This window comes from Candidatus Tisiphia endosymbiont of Oplodontha viridula (assembly GCF_964264865.1).
Lineage (GTDB): Bacteria > Pseudomonadota > Alphaproteobacteria > Rickettsiales > Rickettsiaceae > Tisiphia.
The window spans coordinates 1,462,842-1,485,973 of record NZ_OZ183486.1 but is presented as its reverse complement, the minus strand read 5'-3'; the positions used below and the strand labels follow the sequence as shown (position 1 = coordinate 1,485,973).

Below are 23,132 nucleotides of genomic sequence, written 5' to 3'. Positions count from 1 at the left end.
CATAAGCAAGTTGTTCTTCGCCTTAAGTAATCAAATTCAACTAAATTAACTATGAATGGTTAATAAAATGTAGATAAAACAACCTATGGCACATAAAATATGTTGATGTTACCTAACTACCCCCATTCGGGATAAGAATTTGTCAATTCTTATCCCGAATTGGCTTTAATATAAGGAAAAATGCATTCTTAAAGCAGTTTTGCGAATGCATTTTAAACCTTTCTAAAGCTAAAAACATGATTTTAATCTTTTAAAATCATGTTTTTAGCAAAATATTAATTTAACAATCAGATGCAGAGCCGTCTCAAATCTGATTGTTTCTATAATTTTACCGAATTTGGGATAAGAATTGGCAAATTCTTATCCCGAATTCGCGTTAACTGAAATAAACTCCATGATCTTATCAATCACTTCTTTTGGTGATAGATAAGAAGTATCAATTTCTAAAGCTCCTTGTGGAGGAAGAGTTGGAGCAATATCACGCTCTATATCTCGTTTGTCTCTTATTTTTAGTTGTTCCAAAACTGTATCAAATATATATTCTCCTCCTTTTTCTTGCAACTCTTTATATCTTCTCTTTGCTCTAATAACAATATCTGCTCTGATAAAAATCTTTAAGTCAGCATTTGGAGCCACTACTGTTCCAATATCTCTACCTTCCATTATAATTCTAGGAGTTGTTTTTATTAATTTTCCTAGATATTTCCCTAGGTTATTTCTTACTTCCGGTATAATAGCAATTTTTGATGCTACATTACCTACAATCTCACTATCAAGTTCTGAATTTTGTACATATTCCGTAGATTTGGATAATTCAATTATTCCATTTATGTCAGTAAGATCAATTTTTTGGTTTATACAAGAAATAGCAAGGCTTCTATATACAATACTTGATTGAAAGTAAGTAAGCTTAAGTTTTTGTGCTAACATTTGCCCAATTGTACTCTTACCCGATGCTGCTGGACCATCCAGTGCCACTACAAAATTATTGCTAATATTAAAAGCTTGAGATTTTAAGGTCATTTACTTATAATTTTATGCCGAATTCTAGCTGAATATTTAAAATAATGCAAATAAAACTTGAAATTGAAGCTATTATAGATTAGACATGTTACCATGAAAACTTGATATATATTTCAAATGATTTGAAGAATTGGGACAATAAACAAGGGGTAACCGGACTAGGTGTACATCTGCTACGTGAGTACGAGATAGACTCTGCAAGTATTTGAAAAAGCAATTCTTTAAAGCAGAAGAGTATACTTTGTTGTTTTAAGTATAAAATTAAATCAGAAAAGCAAGGGCGGTTAGCTCAGTTGGTTAGAGCATTACGTTGACATCGTAAAGGTCGGTGGTTCGAATCCACTATCGCCCACCAAATTTTTATTATATATTAATATCAATTTGTATTTAGGTTGTTTTTGGCGACAGAACCTAAATACAAATTGATGTTAAATATTGTTAAAAAAAGATCTAGGTGGTATTAGTGGTCAGGTATTTTTGTGTTATACTGTTGTTAGTTGCTAACTTCAATAGTTATGCCATAGAAACTATAGTTATAGAGCGAGGACATGTTGATCCAATGCCGATAGCTATTAATAAATTTGATGCAGATGATAGTGCGAATAGTGTAATTGGTGCTGATATAATTAGTGTAGTATCTAATGACCTAAAGAGTTCTGGCATGTTTCGCCCAATTTCTACGGCTTCTTTTATAGAACAAATTTTAGGGGTAAAACATAAGCCTCTTTTTGCTGCTTGGCGACAAATTAATGCTAATCTGCTAATTAATGGTGAGGTTACTAAGCTATCTTCTGGCAAGCTAAAGGTTAGTTTTATATTATGGGATGTAAGCTTAGAAAAAGATCTTATAGGTGAGATTTTTGAAATAGCACCACATTTATGGCGTAGAGTAGCACATAAAATAGCTGATAAAATTTATGAGAAAATTACTGGAGATTCGGGTTATTTTGATACAAAAATAGTATATGTGTCAGAAAGTGGACCTTATCTAAAACGGGTAAAGAAAATAGCTATGATGGATCATGATGGTGCTAATCATAAATATCTGTCAGACGGTAAAAATCTAGTTCTTACCCCAAGATTTTCTCCGCAAGCAGATAAGATTATGTATTTATCGTATGTACGAAAGCAAAAACCACATGTTTACATTCGTGATCTTAAAACAGGTAAAGAAAAACTAGTTGGTAATTTTCCTGGCATGTCCTTTGCCCCAAGATTCTCACCTCAAGGGGACAAGGCTATAATGTCAATAGCAAGAAATGGAGCTACTCATATTTTTGAAATTGATCTGAATAATATGGCGACTAAGCAGTTGACCCATGGTGTTGGTATTAATACCTCTCCTAGCTATTCACCGGATGGCAGTAAAATAGTTTTTAATTCTGATCGAAGTGGATCAAGACAATTATATATTATGAATTCTGATGGTTCAAATGTGGAACGTATCAGTTTTGGCGGGGGAATGTATACTGCACCAAGTTGGTCACCTAGAGGAGATTATATAGCCTTTACTAAACTTTCTAAAGGAGAGGGTTTTACCATTGGAGTGATGAAAGCACTTTCCTATGGTGATGAGAATAGTGAAAGAATTATAACTAGTGGCTATCTAGTTGAAGGTCCGTGTTGGTCACCCAATGGTAGGATAATTATGTTTGCTAAAGGTTGGCCTTCTAGAAACAAAACAGCTGGTAGAAATCGTATATATTCCATTGACTTAACCGGTTATAACGAAAGAGAGATTCTTACTCCTCAAGATGCTTCTGATCCTGAGTGGTCAAGAATGTTAAATTGACTAGGTTCTTATATCTTAAAAACATATTATAACCTCAGTTCGATATAAGAATTAATAATTCTTATATCGAACTGGCTTTATTATAAGGAAAAATGCACTCTTGAAGCGGTTCTGCGGGTGCATTTTAACTTTTTTCATCATTCAATATGTGATTTTAATTATTAAAATCACATATTGAATGGAGTATTATATTTTAACAATCAGGTGTAGAACCGCTTCAAACCTGATTGTTTCTATATATAATACCGAATTCGATGTAACTTGTTACATCGAATTCAGGTTATTATACCATTTCCCAAAACTAAATTGCTACTCGGAGTACGAGTGTCGGCTACCTTCGCGTACAACTAGTACGTGAGGAGCGGAGATCATGAAGTACGACAACGTGATGATTAGTTTTCAGAAATGGTATTAGACTTCTTTCGAAACTCGCTTATGCTGAGGGATTTGAAGGAGACTCGGAACCTCGACCCGCAGCGTACTCTAATGTACGTGAGGATTCGAGTACCGCATCGACGTACAAATCACCAGCAGAAGTAGAGTTTCGAAAGAAGTCTATTAATCCGAAATTGAGGTTAAATAATACGATATATACAATTCAACTTTCAAGCTGTTGGATTATCTAAGCTAAAAACCTTTTTATTATCATCATAGGAGAAGATTTCTGCATATCTTCCTAAACCTATTATAGACTTTAAAGTTATAGTGGCATCTTCACTAGATAATGTATCCTCAAGCTGTGTCTTAAAACGTGAAAGAGGTGCTTTATGATCTAAACGTTGATGTAAAATTTCACAAATGTAGGATGCAAGAGGAATATTGTCAAGTAAATGCTGAGCAAGCATTTTTTTTCTATCTTCTAAACTACTTGTGAAAAAAAGCTTGCCATGTTTATTTAATTTTATACTCTCAGAAGTAACATTAGCAAAATTTAATATTTGTAAAGCTCCAACAATATGTAAAATTTCCCCCATATTGTTAATGTGAAAAATCTTAGATAATTCTGATAAATTTGCAGAACCTTTATATGGCGATGCAGAAAGTGCCTCAATGCTACCGATCAGTTCATTTACCGACAAATGAATTTTTTGATCGATGTTGCCAACAATAGCTTTCTGTTTATTACTAACAGGCAAAGGTGGTTTTTCATAGGCTGATACCATGAGAGCATAAATTTTATCTACCATAGTACGAAATTCCATACTTTGAACATCACGTAAACGAGGGAGGGTAATTGCTAATTCTGATACAATACGCCCAGGATTAGATGAAAGTATTAACACTTTGTCAGCCATAGTTACTGCTTCTTCAATCGAATGAGTTACCAATACCACCGACTGCATTTGAGTTTTTCCACTACTCCACAGATCAAGAAAATCATTCTTTAAGGTATTAGCAGTTAGAACATCAAGAGCAGAAAAAGCTTCATCCATAAGTAGAATTTCTGGTCTGAGAACTAATGCTCTAGCAAAACCTACTCGTTGCTTCATACCACCTGATAATTCTTTTGGATATGCTGACTCAAAACCATCAAGTCCTATCATATCTATGGCCTCTAATGCACGTTTACGACGTTCATACTCAGAAATATTGAAACTTTTTAAACCTAGCTCAACATTCTCAAAAACAGTCAACCATGGAAAAAGTGCAAATGTTTGGAAAATCATACTAATATCACAACGATCACGAAAAGCAGGTTTTTTATTTAGTATTACTTTACCTTTAACTGGTTTTGTAAAACCTGCGATAATTCTTAGTAATGTTGATTTTCCAGATCCAGATTTTCCTAGTATCGCAACTATCTCATTAGGTTTTAGTTTTAGAGTAACATTATCTAGTATTTTTTGCGTACTATGATCATCTTTTGTAAAACTTTGTGTAATTGATATTAATTCAAGTAAATTATTATTCATAGGTCTTACTCTTTTTGTAAAATGATCAACTTGAATGATAAAAAAAGTTAAAATGCACCCGCGTCAGCCTCTTCAAGAATGCATTTTTCTGAATATTCTAGCCAGTTTTGGATTAAAATTAAAAATTTTAATTCAAAACTGAAGTTAACTAATAGACTTCCTGCAGAATTCGCTTTTGCTGAGGAATTTGCAGGAGACACGGAACCTCGACCCGCAGCGTACTCAAATGTACGTGAGGAGCAGAGTACCGGTATCACGCACAAATTACCAGCAAAAGTAGAATTATGCAGGAAGTCTAATGATAATAAAGTAAATATTCTTTGCTAAATCCATTACAATTGTGCTACATTCCGTAGTGTGCGAATTTGGGATAAGAATTTGTCAATTCTTATCCCAAATTCGGTAAAATTATCGAAACAATCAGATTTGAGACGGCTCTGCATCTGATTGTTAAATTAATATTTTGCTAAAAACATGATTTTAAAAGATTAAAATCGTGTTTTTAGCTTTAGAAAGGTTTAAAATGCATTCGCAAAACCACTTTAAGAATGCATTTTTCCTTGTATTAAAGCCAATTCGGGATAAGAATTAACTAATTCTTATCCCGAATTGGGGTGTAGTGCATTTCTCAATTACTATAAAATCATAGTTTTGAGATAACCTAACGTAAGAAAATTATTGATGGAATTAATTTCTTTGATTATTAATTATTTTCTAATAATCTAAAATATAGTATAATTTACAAGAAAATTAAGTAAAAATGTTTAACATTGCATCAAAAGATAAACAACTAGATAGAACTACAGTATCTAGTGTTTTTTATAAATTAGGACAAAAAGAAAAAAAAGAAAAGACTAGAATTAGTGAGTTATTAGTTGATTTTCATGAAAATGGTCTTCTATTAACGATACTTTTTTTTGCAATACCAGTTGCAATTCCGCTGCCGTATCCTCCAGGTTTTACTACTATAGTAGGTATTCCTTTGATGATTCTATCTATGCAGATGTTGCTTGGCTTTAGACAAGTTTCTTTACCATCCAAAATTAATAATTATCAAATTAGCAATGATATACTTATTAATATAAGTGACAAGATTGTACCAAAGATTAAATTTGTAGAAAAATATATACGACCAAGATTTAGTTTCGCAGCCTCTATATATTGTGAACAATTTATTGGTTTAATATCACTGATTTGCTCTATTGCTATATCAATACCTTTACCTCTAACTAACGCCATACCTGCACTGGGCATTACAATAATGGCATTAGGTCTTTTAAACCGAGATGGATTAACTATAGTTCTTGGATTTATTACCTCTATAGTTGGACTTATTATAGCTTTTATAGCAATCTCTGCTAGCTGGATTAGTATTAAATATTTATTTAATCTATTCTTCTGATATAATAAATATTAAATTTGTACAAAAGGTGAAAGCCGCTACTATAGAATCTTTTTCAAATGAAACAAAAGTTATATCAAGGATCAAGTAAAGCTCTTTATCAGTCACAAGAAGATTTTGCTTTTATTATGGCGTTTACTGACAAAATTACTTTAGAAAACGGAGAGATTTTTGATATTTCGGGTAAAGGGGTGCTGAATAATAATATTTCGTCCTTCATAATGAGCAGACTTGATATGGTAGGAATAGATAACCACCTAATTGAAAAAATTAACATGCGTGAGCAATTAATACAATCTGTAGATATTTTCCCCATTCAAATATTGGTTTCTACAGTAGCTTGCGGTAGGTTTGTAAAAGAATTCTCTATGGAAGAAGGATACGTGTTTGATCATCCAATTATCGATTTTAGAGTTAGAAGTAGTGAGTTAAAACATCCTATAATTAATGAACACCAAATACTAAATTTTGGTTGGTTAAGTAAACAAGAAATTGATGAAGTAAAACATAAAGCCATAAGAACATACGATTTTTTAAGTGGATTATTTACAGGTATTGGTATAAGGCTTGTTGAATGCAAACTAGAATTTGGCAGAGTGTTTAATGGTGAGGAATTTATGGTAATGTTGGCTGATGAAATTAGCCCTGATAATTGTCGTTTATGGAATATGAATAATAATGAGAAACTTGGAGCAGAAATGATTGCCAGTGATCCAGAAAAAGCTCTGAAATCTTATCAGGCAATAGCTGATTTATTAAAAGATAGAACTTATATAAGTTAAGTAGTATACCTAAAACCTTCTCTAGGAAGAAAAAAATAAATTGTAAACATGCTTAGTGCTACAAATTTTTGGTGTATAATAAAATGAGAATAATTAGTTATCTAAAGTCTTTTTTTTTATTTGAAATAATCTCAGGGCTTAGTCTAACTTTGAAGTATTTCTTCAAACCTAAAGTAACTATAAATTATCCCTATGAGAAGGGAAGGATAAGCCCAAGATTTAAAGGTGAGCATGCATTAAGACGTTACGCTAATGGTGAGGAACGTTGTATTGCTTGTAAGCTTTGTGAAGCAATTTGTCCGGCTCAAGCTATTATTATTGAAGCAGAAGAAAGAGAAGATGGTAGTAGGCGTACCACTAGGTACGATATTGATATGACTAAATGCATTTATTGTGGTTTATGTCAGGAGGCGTGTCCAGTTGATGCTATAGTGGAAGGCCCTAATTTTGAATTTGCTACTATTACCCATGAAGAATTGCTTTATGACAAAGAAAAATTGCTGAAAAATGGTGATATGTGGGAACAAGAATTAGCAATTAAGCTACATGATGATTATAAATATAGATAATTATGGAGATATTTTTTTATTTATTTGCAGGGTTAATGGTTATAAGTAGTTGTTTGGTAGTCATCAGTAAAAACCCTGTTTATTCTGTCTTATGGTTGATCTTTACTTTCTGTAACGGTTCGGGGCTAATGGTTTTGCTAGGAGCAGAATTTTTAGCAATGATATTGATTGTTATATATGTTGGGGCAGTAGCAGTATTATTTTTGTTTGTTATAATGATGTTGAATATTCGTTTTACCGATGTTATTGTACAATTTAAAAGAAACTTATTTATAAGTATTGCTGTTGCACTTATTATGTTTGCTGATCTTGTCCTGATAATTTGGTTAGGTACTAAAAATATAATTTTAGATAATAGCCAATTTGAGATAAAATCAGGTATCACTAATACTCATGCCATTGGACGAGTATTATATACCGATTATATCTTACCTTTCCAAATTTTGGGTATTATTCTATTTGTGGCAATGATATCTTGTATTACCTTAACTATTCGACATCGCAGCGGAGTTAAAAGGCAGGATATTGCTAAGCAGCATGCTAAAAATAAAGATAATTCCATATTAATGGTCAAACCACATTTAAATGAGGGAATAGAAGGACTCAAATATGATTAGTACTATTACTTTGGAACATTATTTAACTTTGTCGGCCCTCATTTTTAGTATAGGGATGGTTGGTTTGTTTATGCATCGTAAGAATGTTATAACAATTCTTATGTCGATTGAATTGATGCTGCTGGCTGTAAACATCAATTTTGTGGCATTCTCTACTTATGCACATGAGATATCTGGGCAAATTTTTAGTATAATAATTTTAACAATAGCAGCTGCCGAGACCACAATAGGACTTGCAATATTACTAGTTTATTTTAGAAATAAAGGCTCAATAGAAGTGGGTGATATAAATCAGATGAAGGGCTAATTGATATGATAGCTTCGGCAGCAACACTTACAGTAATGTTACCTTTAATCTCTGGTATCATCAATGGTTTGTTTTGTCAGTGTTTTAGCAAAAAACAAGCAGCTTTCATTTCTACTATTGCTATAAGTTTATCGGCCTTATTATCTATGTTTATATTTTACAATGTGGGTGTAAACAAAGCCATTATTCATATAATTTTAGCAAAATGGCTAGAAGTTGGTAACATGAAAGTAAGTTGGGCGATTTACGTCGATCAGCTAACCGCTATTATGTTTATAGTGGTTACTTGGATTTCAGCTGTTGTACATATTTATTCTCTTGGCTATATGGCAGATGATGATGGATTACCTAAATTTCTAGCATTTCTATCATTATTCACTTTCTTTATGCTAGCTTTGGTATCAGCAGATAATTTTTTACAATTATTTTTTGGTTGGGAAGGTGTTGGTCTCTGTTCATATTTGTTAATTGGTTTTTGGTATCAGAAAGAAGCGGCGAATAAAGCAGCAATTAAAGCCTTTATAGTAAATAGGGTAGGAGATTTTGCTTTTATACTTGGGATTATTACCATTATTGTTTATTTTGGTGTAGTTGATTTTACTAGTGTATTTGCTAAAGCAAAGTCATTATCTAATATACAATTAAGTATATTAGGTTTTAAAGCAACAGTAATTGACGTGGTATGTTTGCTATTATTCTTGGGATGCATGGGCAAATCGGCTCAAATTGGCTTGCATATATGGCTACCAGATGCTATGGAAGGTCCAACTCCAGTTTCAGCACTTATTCACGCTGCAACTATGGTAGCAGCCGGGGTCTTTTTAGTAGCTAGATGTTCTTATTTATTTGAATATAGTATAGGGGTATTGCACTTTATTGCCATTATTGGTGGTATTACATGTATATTTGCCGCAACTATTGCCATAGTTCAAGATGATATAAAAAAAATTATTGCCTATTCTACTTGTAGCCAACTTGGTTATATGTTTCTTGCTTGTGGTGTGTCAGCTTATAATGCTGGTATTTTTCATTTAGTCACCCATGCATTTTTTAAAGCTTTATTATTTTTATCAGCTGGTAGTGTAATTCACGCTTGTCACGAACAAAATATTTTTAAGATTGGTGGTTTGAAAGATAAGATGCCAATTACTTATTGTAATTTTTTAATTGGATCACTAGCTCTCATAGGTATTTATCCTTTAGCAGGATTTTATTCAAAAGATGCTATTTTAGAGCTAGCATATAGTAGCGGTGGTATCGGTACTATCGTGTTTATTCTTGGAATTTTTGCTGCAGTTCTGACTGCCATTTATTCTATGAAAATTATCTTATTAGTATTTCATGGAAAAACTAGATTAACTATTGACATCAATCATGTCCATGAATCACCCAATATCATGAATGGACCACTTAGTCTTTTAGTGGCAGGTAGTTTTTTTGTAGGAATGATAGGTTATTATATATTGTCTTTTGACAAACCAAATGGTTATTTCCTTGATAGTATATTTAATATTCATATTTACCAAATACTAACAATTCATCCTCCTCTTTATATAAAATTATTACCAATGGTTTTGGGACTAATAGGTATTGTTTTGGGGATTTATTTTTATAGAAGAATCAAAGAAAAAATAAAAATAGGATTTATAGAAAAGCTGTTGGTACATAAATATTATTTTGATGAGGTTTATGACTTTGTGATAGTAAGATTAGTAACTAACTTAAGTAAGTTATGCAATTTGATGGATCAAAGAGTGATAGATAGATTTGGTCCAAATAGCTTTGCCAAAACGGTAAATTACTTTGGTTTTTTGGTGAGTAGATCGCAGACAGGTTATGTATTTAATTACACTTTATATATAGTTTTATGTATAGTTGTTTATATTACTTTCTTTATAATAGGAATATTGCGAACTGATTCTTTTTGGTAAGTTTGAAGTAGGGATAGTCATGATTTTTCCATACAAAATTATTGATCTTACACACACTCTTGATGAGCAGACTCCTTCGTGGAGTGGAGGTTGTGGGTTTAATATTGAAGTTAAATTGGATTATTCTGACTGCCGACAGAATGAAGAATTTCGCGTGCAGCAGTTCAAAATGCATGCCGGGATTGGTACACATATGGATGCACCAGCACACTGTATTCCAAGTAGTACTACCATTGACCAAATACCATTATCGCAGCTGCTTGCTCCTTGTGTTGTTATTGATGTATCAAGCTCTTGTCATGAGCGTTATAGTCTAAGCCTAACGGACATTGAACATTTTGAAGAACAATACGGAATGATCAATGAGGGAAGTTTTGTGATGATCAAAACAGGATGGGAAAAGTTTTGGAGTGATCCGGGAAAGTATAGCAATAATCACGTTTTTCCTTCTATATCAGTTGAAGCAGCGGAGATACTGACAAAACGAGGTGTGTGCGGACTTGGTATTGACACTTTGTCACTAGACAGGCCAGCAGATGGATTTCCCGTTCATAAATTGTTTTTGGGCAATGGCAAATATATTGTTGAAAATGTTGCTAATTTGGCAAATCTACCTATAACAGGAAGCTGTATCTTAGCTCTACCAATTAAGGTAAGAGGGGCAACAGAAGCTCCGATAAGGCTTATTGGCTTAATAAAAGAAGAAACAAATTTAAATTTTTGAGGGTATAATGAAAAAACTTATTTTCTATTTAAGCATAGAGTTATTGTTTAATACATCCTCACTGGCAGATACCAAATGCTTTTTGGTTAAAGAAAATGATAAAATTATCAAACAAGAAGGTGATTGTGCATCACGCTATGCACCTTGCTCAACGTTCAAAATCGCCATTAGTTTAATGGGATATGAAGAAGGATTGCTAGTTGATGAGACTCATCCTGAGTTACCATTTAAAGAAGGTTATGTAGATTGGCTTGACAGGTGGAAACAGCCCCACAATCCAACAACATGGATGCAAAATAGTTGTGTTTGGTATTCTCAAGTTTTGACGCAAAAGCTTGGGATGAGTAAATTCAAAGACTATGTTATAAAATTTAACTATGGGAATCAAAATGTTTCAGGTGATAAAGGTAAAAACAATGGATTAACGAATTCATGGCTATCCAGTTCGTTGGAAATTTCACCTGAAGAGCAAGTCGTGTTCTTACAGAATCTTATTGATAACAAATTACCAATAAGTCTTAAATCTCATGAAATGACAAAAAATATACTCTTTATAGAGGAACTACCAAACGGCTGGAAACTTTATGGGAAAACAGGCAACGGTTCTCAGCTTAATAAAAATAGAACGAAGAAGTTAGACCTCCAGCAAGGATGGTTTATTGGCTGGATTCAAAGAGATAATAGGACTATTGTATTTGTAAACCATATTACATATGATAGTAAGCAAGACACTTATGCAAGCCTACGTGCTAAAGCAGAGGCAAAAGAAAAATTACTACATTTGATTAAAGACTGAGCAAAAATGATTTGAAAAATTAGGCTTCGTGAAGATTTTGTTTTTATGAGTAGCTCTATACTTTTCTAATTAATTTTCAGGTTGGGTAGTATTAGGCACAGGATCATATCCTCCTTGACAGAAAGGATTACACCTAATTATTCTCTTAATAAATAACCATAATCCTTTAATATTACCATGCATTCTTATTGCTGATCTAGCATATTCTGAACATGATGGATCAAAACGACAATTATCACCAAGTAGGGGGGAAATAAAGAATTGATAAAATCTAATAAGTATGAGTAACAAATTAAAGCGATGTTTCATTTTGATCATGGTTACCTCAAAAAGAGTATACTCAAATGATCCTACGAATTGGATTTGAAAATGAATGGTGAGCATGCGAACCCATGATATTTTCAAAAAACAATTCTTCAAATCATTTGAGTATATTACTTACTTTGCAGTTTTTAGTTTTGAGTCTTTACGTCCATTGCAGGCAGATTTTAGTTTTTCACCAGCAGAGAACTTAGGTTGAACGTAAGCTTCAATTTTAAGAGGCTGACCAGTTCTAGGATTTTTGCCAGCTCTAGCTGCTACTTTACTAGAGTAAAACTTACCAAAGCCAATCAGTATTACGTCTTTACCTTCAGCAAGAATAGAAGTAACTGCATTGGTAAATGTATTTATAATCTTTTCAGCTTCAACTTTAGTACAATTTTGTTGGTTTGCTATATAATCAATGAATTCACCTTTGTGCATAAATTTTTCCTTTAAGTGAGTTAGTTTAATTTAATTCAGCTAATGATAGCTTGCCTATCAGGTAAAGATATAGATATAGATGTTGTAAATCAATAATTATTAGCTATTAAAGTTATCTATATTATAAAATATTTTCACTTTACGTTTCTTTTTGATATTATTAACACAGATATCTATTTGTTGTTACTGGTTGTCAAGCATCATCATATAAGCATTCAAGCAGGGCAGTTTAAAAGCCACAACTAATGATAGAAAAGTTTGTTTTTAAAATGCATAAATGTCTATTAGCGAAGAGCCGCAAAGCGGTGACGCTAATAGACGTCTTGTACTTTTCTACAATAGACTTCTTTCGAAACTCGCTTATGCTGAGGGATTTGAAGGAGACGCGGAACGCAGAACCGCAGCGTACTCTAATGTACGTGAGGATTCGAGTGCCGCATCGACGTACAAATCACCAGCAGAAGTAGAGTTTCGAAAGAAGTCTAATTTTTAAATTGCCATGGGGGTTATGCGTAAGGTGTGAGTAACTAATACTTCAATACTTCTTGTAGCACTTTAAATTAAACTCGATAATCACAAGGCAAGTTTACACCAAAAAGGTATAAGCTAAAGTAAGAAAGGTAAAAAATGCAAATGAATCAGTTATGGTGGTTAAGAATACACCTGAGCCAGTGGCGGGATCAATATTTAAATAATGTAGAGTAATTGGTATTACTGAGCCAAAAAGACCAGCAATTAGAAAAGTTAGGATAACGGCTATGGAGAAAATCAAGCTAAGATTTGGATCAGAAAGCATGGCTAAGCTTAATAGCGCCCCAACTAAGGCCAGTATAGAGCCGTTAAATCCGCATACAGCTATTTCTTTAAGAATCACTCTCAGCACGTTATTATGGTGAATATCTTTGTTGGCAAGTGCTCTCACTGTCACTGTCATGGCTTGTGTGCCGGCATTCCCTCCCATAGAAGCAACAATAGGCATAATAGCTGCCAGTGTTATAAGTTTTGAGATTGTAATACTAAACTGGTTAATAATTATCGATGTCATACAAGCAGTAATTAAATTGACAAATAACCAAGGGAATCTGTGTCTCACAGTATAAAATAGATTGTAAAATGTATCTTGAGTATAAACGCCACCGAGTGACATTATATCTTTTTCTGTTTGTTGTTCAATGATGTAAAGCATACTATCTATTGAAACAGTACCTATCAACTTGCCACTTTTATTCACCACTGGTACAATTGTTAGAGCATATTGTTTAAAAATAAAACTTAACTCACTTAAATTAGTAAATACATCGGTAATTTTAAATTCAGGATTCATAAGATCTTTTACTAACTTATCCCCTTTATGCTTCAGTAAAGTGCTTAGAAGTATACTACCTATAGGTCGGTATTTACTGTCGAGTACAATAGCAGCATGAAAATCTTGTGCTATATGTTTGTGTCTAATAAAATCTATAGCCGTGGCTACTGTCCAATCTTCTTGGAATGACACAAAATTTCTTTCGATTACCCTACCAACAGTATCTTCTGGGTAAGTACAGCCTTCTATAATTTGCTGTCTTTTTTCTGCTTTGAGATTATTTAAGATCATTTCTTTTGTTAGATCATCAAAATCCTCGATAACTTCAACAGCATCTTCTATAGCAAGTTGATTAATTAGCTGTACACTTTTCTGTACACCTAAAATTTGCATTATAAGTGGTTTACTGTTCACGCTAAGTTGTACTAAAGTTTCAGGCTTTAGTGTATCCTGTAACAAAGGAAGAATTGTTTTATATGTTTTCTGATTTATATTATCTAAAACATCTGCAAGATCTGCATAGTGTAGATTACTCATAATCTCTATTGCTTTGCCAAATTCATCATTATTCAGAAGATTATTAATATGCTCAAATGTTTCGTCAAATTGGTTTTGATGAACCGACAACATATTTTTTGATTGATTTTGCATAACTCCTCGTTTGAGTATACTGCTATGATTTCAAGAGTTAGTACGAAGGTCAACTTCAAGAAGAGCTAGGCAGTAGCAAAGTCGAGCAGCAGAGCATACATGAGTAACGGAGCAGCTTCGATTTTTAGATACGACGACCTTAATTCTTGAAGTTCACCGAGTATACTCAAATGATTTGAGTATATATACTGAATTTTCTAAAAGTACCCTCAATAGCCAAGAAGGATGAGTCACTTGTATTCTAACATGTTAGGTTTTATAAGACAACTAAGTTGAGAGTATATAGAAAACTGGTGCGGTCGAGAAGACTTGAACTTCCACTCTGTTAAGAACAGCCCCCTCAAAGCTGTGCGTCTACCAATTTCGCCACGACCGCAATTAATAATAAGTTTTTAATAAAATTATTCCTGTAGCCTAAATAATTTTGGTTAATCCAAATAGTGTATATAACAAATTATTCTACTAATATCAATATATATACTCGAATGATCCTACGAATTGGATTTGAAAATACGCGAATTCGGGATAAGAATTTGTCAATTCTTATCCCGAATTGGGTAAAATGCATAACTGTTGAAAGTTAAAAAACCGTCTATTAGCGAGCGAACGTACGTGAGCGTGGCAATCCATGAAGCTTGTCATATATTGCTTCGTCGACCTACGGTCTCCTCGCTAATAGACGGTTTTTTAACTTTCAACAGTTGTGGGCGAATACCCCGCAAGTATTTGCAAGAGCCAATTCTTCAAAGTATTCAAGTATCCGAGTCAATTTGCAGTCAATTGAATAACAAAATTTGGCATTACTTCCTGCTCAGTTGCTGCAATTTTCAAATGGTACATTTTTTCTTCAATAGTATGATACTGGTTATGAAACTTTGTAGCATTACCTGTTAATACTAAAGCTGAATTAATTCCTACTTTATTTGCCCCTAAAATATCAGTATAGAAAGTATCGCCTATCATAAGAATACGTTTCAATGCAATATTTGGTAATTGGTTTAATACTTTATGATATATTTCTATATAGGGTTTGCCGGTAAAAATTACTTCACCACCAAATTGTTTTATTTTTGCAGCAAAGTATCCAGCACAATATCTCTGTATTCCTTGTTGCCTAATTCCAAGATCTGGGTTTGCACATATGCTAATCATGTTTCTTTTAACTGCAGTTTTTAATAAATCGTCAAACTCATCTAAATTTAAATTTTTTTCTTCATCACGATAAAGCGTTAACAGCAAAATATTAGCTTCATTTATGTTTGTGGTGGTAGGTGTCTGTAATCCCTCCATAAGATCATTACTTTCTTGACCAAGATGATAAACTATAGGATTTTTTATACCAAATCTTTTATCACTTTCTAGTATCATATCAATTGCTACTTCACCAGAACTAATAATCATTTCTTTCGTTGCGTTAATGCCCCAGCTGTTAATTTTGGTAAATAAGGAAAATGTGTTGCGTGGGGCATTAGTAACAAAAAAAACTTTCTTTTGTTGTTTAAGTATCTTGTTAATATTGTCAACTACTCCGAGATAAATTTGGTTACCTTCTACTACCACTCCCCAAAGATCAAATAAAAAAACATCATAATCATCTATTACAGATGAAATATGTCTAAAATCTAGTTTTGTCATTTTACACACTATACTTATAGGATAATCTGATGATAATAGACAATAAATATTTTTAGTAAAATATATTTGTTAAAAATTGTAGGGTAATTTAAAAGCCCACCCTAAAAAATCTCTCATAAAAAAATAAATTATGTTAACAAATTATTTTGGTTTCCTTAGAAAGGTTGGAATATCATGGATATCAACTTCTATATTATCCTTCTGAGGAATAGGCGGTGTAGGCTTTTTTATTTGCTCCTGAGTTTGAGTAGTATTAGATCTGAGTGAATTCCACATTCTACTTAGTAAAGATGATTTTGCATCATTACTGCTTATAGTTTGCTGATTTAGCATATCAATTGATGTTGCTTGAACACTTAAATTTAAATGTTGTGTTTCAGAATCCACTAAACTAGCCTTTTCGCCAGTATATTGAGCAAAATCTGGAATTTCTTCTAATATTGTTGTTTCTATCGAATTGGACTGACTATCCATCTGTTCAGAACTCGTAGTAGTACTTGCTATTAATTCAATAGGTTGGGATTTGCTACTTATTGAGTGATCAGCATCAATACCAGTAGCAACTACCGATACTCTAATAACACCATTTAATTCTGGATTAAACGTAGAGCCGAAAATAATATTAGCATCGCTATCACCCACTTCTTCTCTAATTCTATTAGCAGCACTATCAACTTCAAATAATGTCATATCCGTACCACCAGTAATGTTAATTAAAACCCCCCTAGCACCACGCATTGAGTTATGATCTAATAATGGGTTAGAGATAGCTGCTTCAGCAGCTTTAACTGCCCTATCCTCGCCAGAGGATTCCCCAGTACCCATCATAGCTTTACCCATTTCGCTCATCACCGTTCTAATGTCGGCAAAATCTAGATTGATAAGCCCTGGCATGATCATCAAATCAGTAACCCCTCTAACTCCAGCATGTAATACATCATCTGCCATTTTAAAGGCATCTGCAAATGTAGTACTCTCATTTGCTATACGAAATAAATTTTGATTCGGTATTACTATCAAAGTATCAACAAATTTCTGTAAATCTAGTAAACCTTGCTCGGCAGTTCTAATCCTATGCTTTCCTTCAAAATGAAAAGGCTTAGTTACCACTCCGACAGTAAGAATTCCTAGTTCCTTGGCTATCTTTGCAACGACCGGAGAAGCACCTGTACCAGTGCCTCCACCCATCCCGGCAGTGATAAACACCATATTGCTACCCTCTAAGTATCCTTTAATCTCGTCAGCTGATTCTTCAGCGGCTAAAGCACCAATCTCTGGAGATGCACCAGCTCCAAGACCCTTAGTAATAGCAACTCCTAACTGTATTTTATTATCACATAAAGAATGTTCTAGTGATTGTGCATCAGTATTAGCAACGACAAAATTTGCTCCTTGTAATTTTGCAAGTACCATATTATTTACCGCATTACCACCAGCTCCCCCAACACCAAATACTGTAATAACTGGTTTAAGAACTATATTCTCTGGTGCTTTGAAATGTAAAGCCATAATAATACTCTACCTGTTAAATTAAATTGTTGTTAGTATAGTAAAGAATACAAAAATTTCCACCAAAAAATATACTTATAGGTATCACCCTAATTATACCATATTTTCTGCTAGCACTAAGCTATCAAAATCTTCACCTGATAAAAAATTTAATTTTATAGCCGCTTCTCTTAAAGTTATGCCTTCTTGATAGGCTTTTTTTGCAATCTTTGCTGCATTATCATAGCCTATATGTGGATTTAATGCTGTTATTAACATTAGCGATTGTTCTCTGAGCTTATTAATACGTTCTATGTTGGGTACTAGCCCATCAATACAGTGCGTAACAAAACTATTGATGCTAGAAGACATTAAGTCTATTGACTGCAAAATATTATATATTATAACAGGCTTAAAAGTATTTAGCTCGAGACAACCGTTTGACCCGGCTACAGTTACTGCAAGATTATTTCCCATGACCTGAACACAAACCATAGTTAATGCTTCAATTTGTGTTGGGTTGACCTTACCTGGCATAATTGACGAACCAGGTTCATTTTCTGGTAGATGTAATTCACCAAAACCACATCTTGGCCCTGATCCGAGCAGTCTAATATCATTAGCAATTTTCATTAAACTTACCGCTATAGTATTTAGGGTACTAGAGAATTCTACTAATGTGTCATGAGTAGCTAGTGCTTCAAATTTATTAGCAGCACTTTTGAACGGATAGTTAGTATATGAGGCAACTTTATCAGAAAATTTTATCGCAAATTCTTTACGGCAATTAATACCAGTACCTACTGCAGTGCCACCTTGTGCCAAGAAATATACTCTTTTTAGTGATTCTTCAACCCGTTCTATAGCATATGCCACTTGTGCTACATATCCAGAAAATTCTTGTCCAAGAGTTATAGGTGTAGCATCCTGCAGATGAGTACGCCCTATCTTAACTATTTTATTCCAAGCTTGAGCTTTGGTATTTAACGCCGAATGCAGACTTGTTAAGGCTGGAATCAATTGTTGCTTACTAGCAAGTACGGTTGCTATATGCATAGCAGTTGGGAAGGAGTCGTTGGATGATTGTGCCATATTCACGTGATCATTGGGGTGAATTGGTGATTTACCACCCTTTTTACCTACTAGCTGTTCATTACCAATAGAGGCGATTACTTCATTCATATTCATATTAGTCTGTGTACCAGACCCGGTCTGCCATACTACTAAAGGAAATTGAACATCAAATTCCCCATCTAATATTCTAGTGGTAGCTTGATCTATTGATTCTGCTATTTCAGGCTTAAGATCACCTAATTCCCTATTGACCTTTGCTGCACATTTTTTTAAAATTGCCAATGCCTTAATCAATTGGATAGGCATTTTTTGATTACCTATCTTAAAATTTTCAAGAGACCTTTGAGTTCCCGCACCCCAGTAAAATTGATCATCTACTTTAATTTCTCCAAATGAATCAGTTTCAATTCTATAATTTTTCATAACAATCTTTTCCTTTTCCTACCTATCTGTATTAAGAGCCTATTCATCTGTCCAAGTTTTTGACTTACCTTCTTCATTCAAAGGATTGCCTGCATCATCAGTAACTAAAGATTGCTCAGCAAACTTAAAGAAAAAAGCCATAGTTGTGTTATCAGGCGTTTCTACAAATATAGCCCCATCTTGATAAATACCATTACTTTCACTTTGCGGCATCATTAAAGAAGTACCTTGGTTCATATGTATATCATGTATACCCCTAGGAGGTAGATGATTATATGTTTGTCTTAGATGTAAGCCATAAGGAATCTCTTGCATTGTTTCACTATTATAATACGATTCACCTAAAATACACACTTTTGCACCACATATAAGATATTGGTCTAACAAAACTGATATTTCTTGCCATGATTTCGGTAGCATATTCTTTAAATCAGCTACTTTTAAAATTCCACTACGAAGATAATCAAGCCTAGAAGCGCGAGGTAACTTATCCAAACTAAACAATCCTTCATTTCCTAGTTTATTTAAATTAGTTAATAGTTCATTACTAAACTGATCAGTATAGTACACCTTAACATTAGGTATCGAATCGGACTGAGTGTCTATATTTACTTGATAGTCTAATCCATTAGCTTGTACTATAAGATTATGGTGAGTCATTGTGTGTTTTATATGATCTTCTAAATCCTGTGATACGATTCCCTTTAAACACGAATAATTTTTTAACATACTAATAACCTTTTTATACAGAGTAGATTTGCTCATTCTACTATAGAAGCTTGTGAAGTGCTACCGTATTTTAAATTCTTTATATTTAAATTACTTGACTCTTTTTCCTACCATATTATACTTATAACATGTCTAATATATGGCATAACATTTTTTATCTAATTATAGGTTATTTTTATGTTAAAAGAATCAGATGATTTGAAAAATCCACGATTATCAATAAGCGTTAAAAATACTAACGCAAATTCCATCTTCTCTCCTTTTTCCGCATATCCCCATCATTTTTACATGTTTTGGTGCTAATCACCTTATTTATGTTTTTCCAAAAATCTTTAATTCTTAATTGAACAACACATAATTTAACCGCGATTTTTTGTTTTTTCGCTTAATTTATGTGAAATTTTAAAAAATGTTATTGAAAAGTGCTGTCTTTTGACGTGCCTGCTAAAGAATCTTATTAAGTTTTAGTAAGTTCTTTGGCTTAGCCTTAGAATGACCTACTTCCATATAACATTCAAATTTTAACATTATATTTAGGTGTTTTATGAGTGCAATTTCAAATGTACCAAATTCAACGAGGTTTCCCAAATTTTTAACAATGCTATTTTTTGTTGAAATGTGGGAGAGATTTAGCTACTATGGAATGAGATCTCTTTTAGTGCTTTTTTTGACTTCCCGTTTGGGATATGAAGATGCAAAAGCTTATGCCATCTATTCATTATTTGCAGCGATTGGTTATGCAGGTCCTGTGCTTGGCGGCTTCCTCGCTGACAAATTAACAGGATTTCGTAATATGGTACTACTTGGCGGTATTATTATCAGTATTGGTCACCTGTCCTTAACTTTAGTTGAATTGGAGTCTGAGCTGATATATATAGGTCTTGCGTTAATTGCTGTAGGTACTGGTATGTTTAAAGGAAATATAACTAATTTGTTAGGTTCATGTTACAAGGAAGATGACCCCGAACGAAGTAGAGGATTTACTTTATTTTATGTAGGTATAAATCTAGGATCATTCATGGCATCCATATTATGTAGTTATATAGCTTATTTATATGGTTGGCACTATGGTTTTGGTATAGCTGGGGGTGGTATGATCTTAGGACTTACTATTTTTATCAAATTTCAACATTTGTTAGGAGATAATGGTATTTCCCCACGACCAAAACTGATGAATAAGAAAATACTAGGGTTAAATATTTTTACTATATTAATGATAGCTAGCCTTCTTTTTGCTCTTGTAGTTGCTAGAATGCTTATATCAAGTGAATTCTTTGCTAATATACTTGCTTTGTGTGGTATTCTAATTTTAGGTATATTTATTTACATAATAGTAAAATCATCGCCACTACAAAGAAAAAGATTAACAGTATTATTAATACTAATTACATTTTTCATGTGTTTTTTTGCATTAGAAATGCAACTTGGCTCGCTAGTCAACTTATTTACTCAAAGAAATGTTGTAAATGAAATATTGGGTTTAACAATTCCACCTGCTGCTTTTCAGGCAGTAAACCCTTTTTCAATTATAATATTTGGTTCTCTATTAGGGGCATATATGAAATTTGATAAAAAATATGCCACTCCTATATTTGCTTTTGGTATTTCTACCATGGCTATATGCTTTTTTATATTATATATAGGATGTTTAAATGCAAATATAGAAGGAAAGATAGGATTCCTATACTTAGTAGGTGGTATAGCATTTATAGGGCTTGGAGAACTATGTATAGGACCATTAATACAAGAACAAGCAACTTTACTTGCACCTAAACACTTAAAAGGTTTGGTAATGGGTATAATAATGTTATTTGCAGCATTTGCTAATTTAGCAGGAATTCTAATATCGAAGTTCATGTCAATCCCTTCCATAAATGGGGAAGTAGATTGTCTAGAGTCCTTAGAGATATATAAAGAAGGATTCTTAAAGATAGCAACGTTTAACTTAGGGTTAGCACTCTTGTTTTTACCTTGCTATCTGTTTGTAAATAAAGTTATAGCACAGACGAGTACAGAAAAAGTAGACCAAAAACGCCAACGTAAGTAATGGTATACTGCTTGTAAATGAAGAGTTGATAGACGATAGAATCAAAATCATGATAGTATACTCGGTGAACTTCAAGAATTGGCGTTCCCGCGACCAAAGATATCCGCTGCTCACGTACTAATGTACGCCTAGCAGCTCGACTTTGACACTCCTAGCTCTTCTTGAAGTTATACTATCGTCTACCAACTCTTCATTTACGAGCAGTATAGCAGGAGTCGAAGGGTCGAGGTGCTAGGCGTACATTTAGTACGTGGCTACCTACGATCCACAACTGTCGAAAGTTCGAAGAGGAAGCGGTTTTAGGCAGGGCAGTTTAAAAGTTGTATGCGGTCAATGTCTATTAGCGAAAAGACCGTAGGTCGACGAAATAATCCATAAAAGTAACCAAAAATGGATTGTTTCATCGGCTTATGCCTCCTCGCAATGACGCTAGGCTGTTTTTCCTATAACTTTTAAATTGCCATGGGGATTATGCGTAAGGTGAGTGATTAAGAAAGTTCAACTTATCAAATGTACTTCTTAATGTGGGAATGTAAGTTCTAATATTATTATAAATTTTATCCGCTAGCTGCTCATCATAAGTATGAGAGGTAATATTTCTATCTAGCAGCATTTTTAACCACTCTTGTTCATGATCAATCAGATGTCCTTTAAATGCTTCTCTTAAAACATCTTTAGGATATTGCACTTCTACTCCTTTGCTTTCAAGAATTACCCTTAATAATTTCCAAAATAGTTCTATTGTAAACTCAAATCTTTGAATGGTAGCATCTATATTACTTCGATCTTCTAGCACGGGCTTAAATACAATATCTTCTAAAGATATTAAAGCTCTACTTAGCTTTGAAAAACCTAACTCTATTTTAGGATCTTTCATATAATTTTACCCCTTCTCGTATTATAGATAATTTTAAGTCTGATGAATCCTCTAATTCGTCAAGCCTTATACAATCTATTTTTAAGAGTGTATCAGCATTATCAACAATTTCTTGTAATTTCAACCAATCCTTAGTAGTAGCATTATGACATACTATAGCTAAATCAATATCTGCTCTATCCTGATTATCGTTCCTTGCCCTAGAACCAAATAACCAAACTTCCTCAACCACAATCTGTGATATTAAATCATTATAAAATTTATAATCCTGAACTTTCATTTATTAATTCCATACCTTCTAT

The 23,132-nt window shown here is 33.3% G+C and carries 22 protein-coding genes, 2 tRNA genes and 1 pseudogene; 13 read left to right on the top strand and 12 right to left on the bottom strand.

Annotated features, from left to right (window positions below; all coding sequences use genetic code 11):
• Window positions 1-360: 360 nt before the first annotated feature.
• Entirely contained in the window at window positions 361-1,023 is a 663-nt protein-coding gene (gene cmk, locus ACFEL1_RS07230) for a (d)CMP kinase (RefSeq protein ID WP_341763148.1), read from the bottom strand.
• Window positions 1,024-1,301: 278 nt separating this feature from the next.
• On the opposite strand from cmk, the gene ACFEL1_RS07225 reads away from it, so the two are divergent.
• Both ACFEL1_RS07225 and tolB read left to right on the top strand, forming a co-directional pair.
• Window positions 1,302-1,378, top strand: a tRNA-Val gene (locus tag ACFEL1_RS07225).
• A 108-nt stretch (window positions 1,379-1,486) separates the two neighbouring features.
• Window positions 1,487-2,815 carry a Tol-Pal system beta propeller repeat protein TolB gene (gene tolB / locus ACFEL1_RS07220; protein WP_410521687.1) on the top strand — a complete coding sequence of 443 codons (1,329 nt, stop codon included), beginning with the start codon at window positions 1,487-1,489 and terminating at the stop codon, window positions 2,813-2,815.
• Window positions 2,816-3,420: 605 nt separating this feature from the next.
• On the opposite strand, the gene ACFEL1_RS07210 is transcribed toward tolB, so the two are convergent.
• On the bottom strand, window positions 3,421-4,728 hold the full coding sequence (locus tag ACFEL1_RS07210) for a nitrate/sulfonate/bicarbonate ABC transporter ATP-binding protein (RefSeq protein WP_341763147.1): 1,308 nt from the start codon (window positions 4,726-4,728) through the stop codon (window positions 3,421-3,423).
• 78 nt (window positions 4,729-4,806) lie between these two features.
• Between ACFEL1_RS07210 and ACFEL1_RS07205 the strand changes: the two genes are divergently transcribed.
• The 9 genes from ACFEL1_RS07205 to blaOXA all read left to right on the top strand — a co-directional run bounded on the left by ACFEL1_RS07205 (window position 4,807) and on the right by blaOXA (window position 11,856).
• Window positions 4,807-5,055 carry a palindromic element RPE1 domain-containing protein gene (locus tag ACFEL1_RS07205; protein WP_375330923.1) on the top strand — a complete coding sequence of 83 codons (249 nt, stop codon included), beginning with the start codon at window positions 4,807-4,809 and terminating at the stop codon, window positions 5,053-5,055.
• A 433-nt stretch (window positions 5,056-5,488) separates the two neighbouring features.
• Entirely contained in the window at window positions 5,489-6,130 is a 642-nt protein-coding gene (locus ACFEL1_RS07200; RefSeq protein ID WP_341762117.1) for an exopolysaccharide biosynthesis protein, read from the top strand.
• A 59-nt stretch (window positions 6,131-6,189) separates the two neighbouring features.
• The gene (locus ACFEL1_RS07195; protein ID WP_341763145.1) at window positions 6,190-6,912 is read left to right on the top strand and encodes a phosphoribosylaminoimidazolesuccinocarboxamide synthase; all 723 of its coding nucleotides are present in this window, start codon (window positions 6,190-6,192) and stop codon (window positions 6,910-6,912) included.
• A gap of 89 nt (window positions 6,913-7,001) precedes the next feature.
• Entirely contained in the window at window positions 7,002-7,481 is a 480-nt protein-coding gene (gene nuoI, locus ACFEL1_RS07190) for an NADH-quinone oxidoreductase subunit NuoI (RefSeq protein ID WP_341754835.1), read from the top strand.
• Between the two features lie 2 nt (window positions 7,482-7,483).
• Window positions 7,484-8,098 (top strand): NADH-quinone oxidoreductase subunit J, encoded by a 615-nt coding sequence (locus tag ACFEL1_RS07185; protein WP_375330922.1) that lies wholly within the window; start codon window positions 7,484-7,486, stop codon window positions 8,096-8,098.
• On the top strand, window positions 8,091-8,405 hold the full coding sequence (gene nuoK / locus ACFEL1_RS07180) for an NADH-quinone oxidoreductase subunit NuoK (RefSeq protein ID WP_341757565.1): 315 nt from the start codon (window positions 8,091-8,093) through the stop codon (window positions 8,403-8,405). Before ACFEL1_RS07185 ends, nuoK begins: the two co-directional genes overlap by 8 nt.
• Window positions 8,406-8,410: 5 nt before the next feature.
• Complete coding sequence (nuoL, locus tag ACFEL1_RS07175; RefSeq protein WP_375330921.1) at window positions 8,411-10,336, top strand: NADH-quinone oxidoreductase subunit L; 1,926 nt, start codon at window positions 8,411-8,413, stop codon at window positions 10,334-10,336.
• Window positions 10,337-10,355: 19 nt separating this feature from the next.
• Window positions 10,356-11,060, top strand: coding sequence for a cyclase family protein (locus ACFEL1_RS07170; protein WP_375330920.1), 705 nt, complete (start codon window positions 10,356-10,358; stop codon window positions 11,058-11,060).
• Between the two features lie 7 nt (window positions 11,061-11,067).
• Window positions 11,068-11,856, top strand: coding sequence for a class D beta-lactamase (blaOXA, locus tag ACFEL1_RS07165; protein ID WP_375330919.1), 789 nt, complete (start codon window positions 11,068-11,070; stop codon window positions 11,854-11,856).
• Window positions 11,857-11,925: 69 nt separating this feature from the next.
• On the opposite strand, the gene yidD is transcribed toward blaOXA, so the two are convergent.
• Both yidD and ACFEL1_RS07155 read right to left on the bottom strand, forming a co-directional pair.
• Entirely contained in the window at window positions 11,926-12,165 is a 240-nt protein-coding gene (gene yidD / locus ACFEL1_RS07160; RefSeq protein ID WP_341762207.1) for a membrane protein insertion efficiency factor YidD, read from the bottom strand.
• 129 nt (window positions 12,166-12,294) lie between these two features.
• Entirely contained in the window at window positions 12,295-12,600 is a 306-nt protein-coding gene (locus ACFEL1_RS07155) for an HU family DNA-binding protein (protein ID WP_342278800.1), read from the bottom strand.
• Window positions 12,601-12,877: 277 nt separating this feature from the next.
• Here ACFEL1_RS07155 and ACFEL1_RS07150 point away from each other — a divergent pair, with 277 nt between their 5' ends.
• Window positions 12,878-13,093: a palindromic element RPE1 domain-containing protein gene (locus ACFEL1_RS07150; RefSeq protein ID WP_342278801.1), complete on the top strand. Its 216-nt coding sequence runs from the start codon at window positions 12,878-12,880 to the stop codon at window positions 13,091-13,093.
• A 93-nt stretch (window positions 13,094-13,186) separates the two neighbouring features.
• Here the strand turns inward: ACFEL1_RS07150 and mgtE are convergent, their stop codons facing one another.
• The 6 genes and pseudogenes from mgtE to ACFEL1_RS07120 all read right to left on the bottom strand — a co-directional run bounded on the left by mgtE (window position 13,187) and on the right by ACFEL1_RS07120 (window position 19,906).
• Entirely contained in the window at window positions 13,187-14,557 is a 1,371-nt protein-coding gene (gene mgtE, locus ACFEL1_RS07145; RefSeq protein ID WP_375330918.1) for a magnesium transporter, read from the bottom strand.
• A gap of 291 nt (window positions 14,558-14,848) precedes the next feature.
• A tRNA-Leu gene (locus ACFEL1_RS07140) sits at window positions 14,849-14,933 on the bottom strand.
• Window positions 14,934-15,322: 389 nt separating this feature from the next.
• Complete coding sequence (locus ACFEL1_RS07135) at window positions 15,323-16,192, bottom strand: TIGR01459 family HAD-type hydrolase (RefSeq protein ID WP_375330917.1); 870 nt, start codon at window positions 16,190-16,192, stop codon at window positions 15,323-15,325.
• Between the two features lie 536 nt (window positions 16,193-16,728).
• Window positions 16,729-17,701 (bottom strand): annotated as a pseudogene (gene ftsZ / locus ACFEL1_RS07130) (cell division protein FtsZ); the annotation flags it as partial.
• A 93-nt stretch (window positions 17,702-17,794) separates the two neighbouring features.
• Window positions 17,795-19,177, bottom strand: a complete 1,383-nt coding sequence (gene fumC, locus ACFEL1_RS07125; protein WP_375330916.1) for a class II fumarate hydratase — start codon at window positions 19,175-19,177, stop codon at window positions 17,795-17,797.
• Window positions 19,178-19,216: 39 nt separating this feature from the next.
• A complete protein-coding gene (locus ACFEL1_RS07120; RefSeq protein ID WP_375330915.1) occupies window positions 19,217-19,906 on the bottom strand; it encodes a DUF2278 family protein in 690 nt (229 codons plus the stop codon).
• Window positions 19,907-20,450: 544 nt separating this feature from the next.
• Here ACFEL1_RS07120 and ACFEL1_RS07115 point away from each other — a divergent pair.
• On the top strand, window positions 20,451-21,953 hold the full coding sequence (locus ACFEL1_RS07115; RefSeq protein WP_375330914.1) for a peptide MFS transporter: 1,503 nt from the start codon (window positions 20,451-20,453) through the stop codon (window positions 21,951-21,953).
• 469 nt (window positions 21,954-22,422) lie between these two features.
• Here ACFEL1_RS07115 and ACFEL1_RS07110 read toward each other — a convergent pair whose 3' ends face one another.
• Window positions 22,423-22,830: an HI0074 family nucleotidyltransferase substrate-binding subunit gene (locus ACFEL1_RS07110; protein ID WP_342278805.1), complete on the bottom strand. Its 408-nt coding sequence runs from the start codon at window positions 22,828-22,830 to the stop codon at window positions 22,423-22,425.
• On the bottom strand, window positions 22,817-23,110 hold the full coding sequence (locus ACFEL1_RS07105) for a nucleotidyltransferase domain-containing protein (RefSeq protein WP_341747307.1): 294 nt from the start codon (window positions 23,108-23,110) through the stop codon (window positions 22,817-22,819). The genes ACFEL1_RS07110 and ACFEL1_RS07105 overlap by 14 nt, the downstream gene beginning before the upstream one ends.
• Between the last annotated feature and the right edge of the window lie 22 nt (window positions 23,111-23,132).

Bases quoted from the DNA above. Each gene is read 5' to 3' on its own strand.
- cmk (WP_341763148.1), bottom strand. From the start codon at position 1,023: ATGACCTTAAAATCTCAAGCTTTTAATATTAGCAATAATTTTGTAGTG.
- ACFEL1_RS07210 (WP_341763147.1), bottom strand. From the start codon at position 4,728: ATGAATAATAATTTACTTGAATTAATATCAATTACACAAAGTTTTACA.
- ACFEL1_RS07205 (WP_375330923.1), top strand. From the start codon at position 4,807: ATGCATTTTTCTGAATATTCTAGCCAGTTTTGGATTAAAATTAAAAAT.
- ACFEL1_RS07200 (WP_341762117.1), top strand. From the start codon at position 5,489: ATGTTTAACATTGCATCAAAAGATAAACAACTAGATAGAACTACAGTA.
- ACFEL1_RS07195 (WP_341763145.1), top strand. From the start codon at position 6,190: ATGAAACAAAAGTTATATCAAGGATCAAGTAAAGCTCTTTATCAGTCA.
- ACFEL1_RS07185 (WP_375330922.1), top strand. From the start codon at position 7,484: ATGGAGATATTTTTTTATTTATTTGCAGGGTTAATGGTTATAAGTAGT.
- nuoK (WP_341757565.1), top strand. From the start codon at position 8,091: ATGATTAGTACTATTACTTTGGAACATTATTTAACTTTGTCGGCCCTC.
- nuoL (WP_375330921.1), top strand. From the start codon at position 8,411: ATGATAGCTTCGGCAGCAACACTTACAGTAATGTTACCTTTAATCTCT.
- ACFEL1_RS07170 (WP_375330920.1), top strand. From the start codon at position 10,356: ATGATTTTTCCATACAAAATTATTGATCTTACACACACTCTTGATGAG.
- blaOXA (WP_375330919.1), top strand. From the start codon at position 11,068: ATGAAAAAACTTATTTTCTATTTAAGCATAGAGTTATTGTTTAATACA.
- yidD (WP_341762207.1), bottom strand. From the start codon at position 12,165: ATGAAACATCGCTTTAATTTGTTACTCATACTTATTAGATTTTATCAA.
- ACFEL1_RS07155 (WP_342278800.1), bottom strand. From the start codon at position 12,600: ATGCACAAAGGTGAATTCATTGATTATATAGCAAACCAACAAAATTGT.
- ACFEL1_RS07150 (WP_342278801.1), top strand. From the start codon at position 12,878: ATGTCTATTAGCGAAGAGCCGCAAAGCGGTGACGCTAATAGACGTCTT.
- mgtE (WP_375330918.1), bottom strand. From the start codon at position 14,557: ATGCAAAATCAATCAAAAAATATGTTGTCGGTTCATCAAAACCAATTT.
- ACFEL1_RS07135 (WP_375330917.1), bottom strand. From the start codon at position 16,192: ATGACAAAACTAGATTTTAGACATATTTCATCTGTAATAGATGATTAT.
- fumC (WP_375330916.1), bottom strand. From the start codon at position 19,177: ATGAAAAATTATAGAATTGAAACTGATTCATTTGGAGAAATTAAAGTA.
- ACFEL1_RS07120 (WP_375330915.1), bottom strand. From the start codon at position 19,906: ATGTTAAAAAATTATTCGTGTTTAAAGGGAATCGTATCACAGGATTTA.
- ACFEL1_RS07115 (WP_375330914.1), top strand. From the start codon at position 20,451: ATGAGTGCAATTTCAAATGTACCAAATTCAACGAGGTTTCCCAAATTT.
- ACFEL1_RS07110 (WP_342278805.1), bottom strand. From the start codon at position 22,830: ATGAAAGATCCTAAAATAGAGTTAGGTTTTTCAAAGCTAAGTAGAGCT.
- ACFEL1_RS07105 (WP_341747307.1), bottom strand. From the start codon at position 23,110: ATGAAAGTTCAGGATTATAAATTTTATAATGATTTAATATCACAGATT.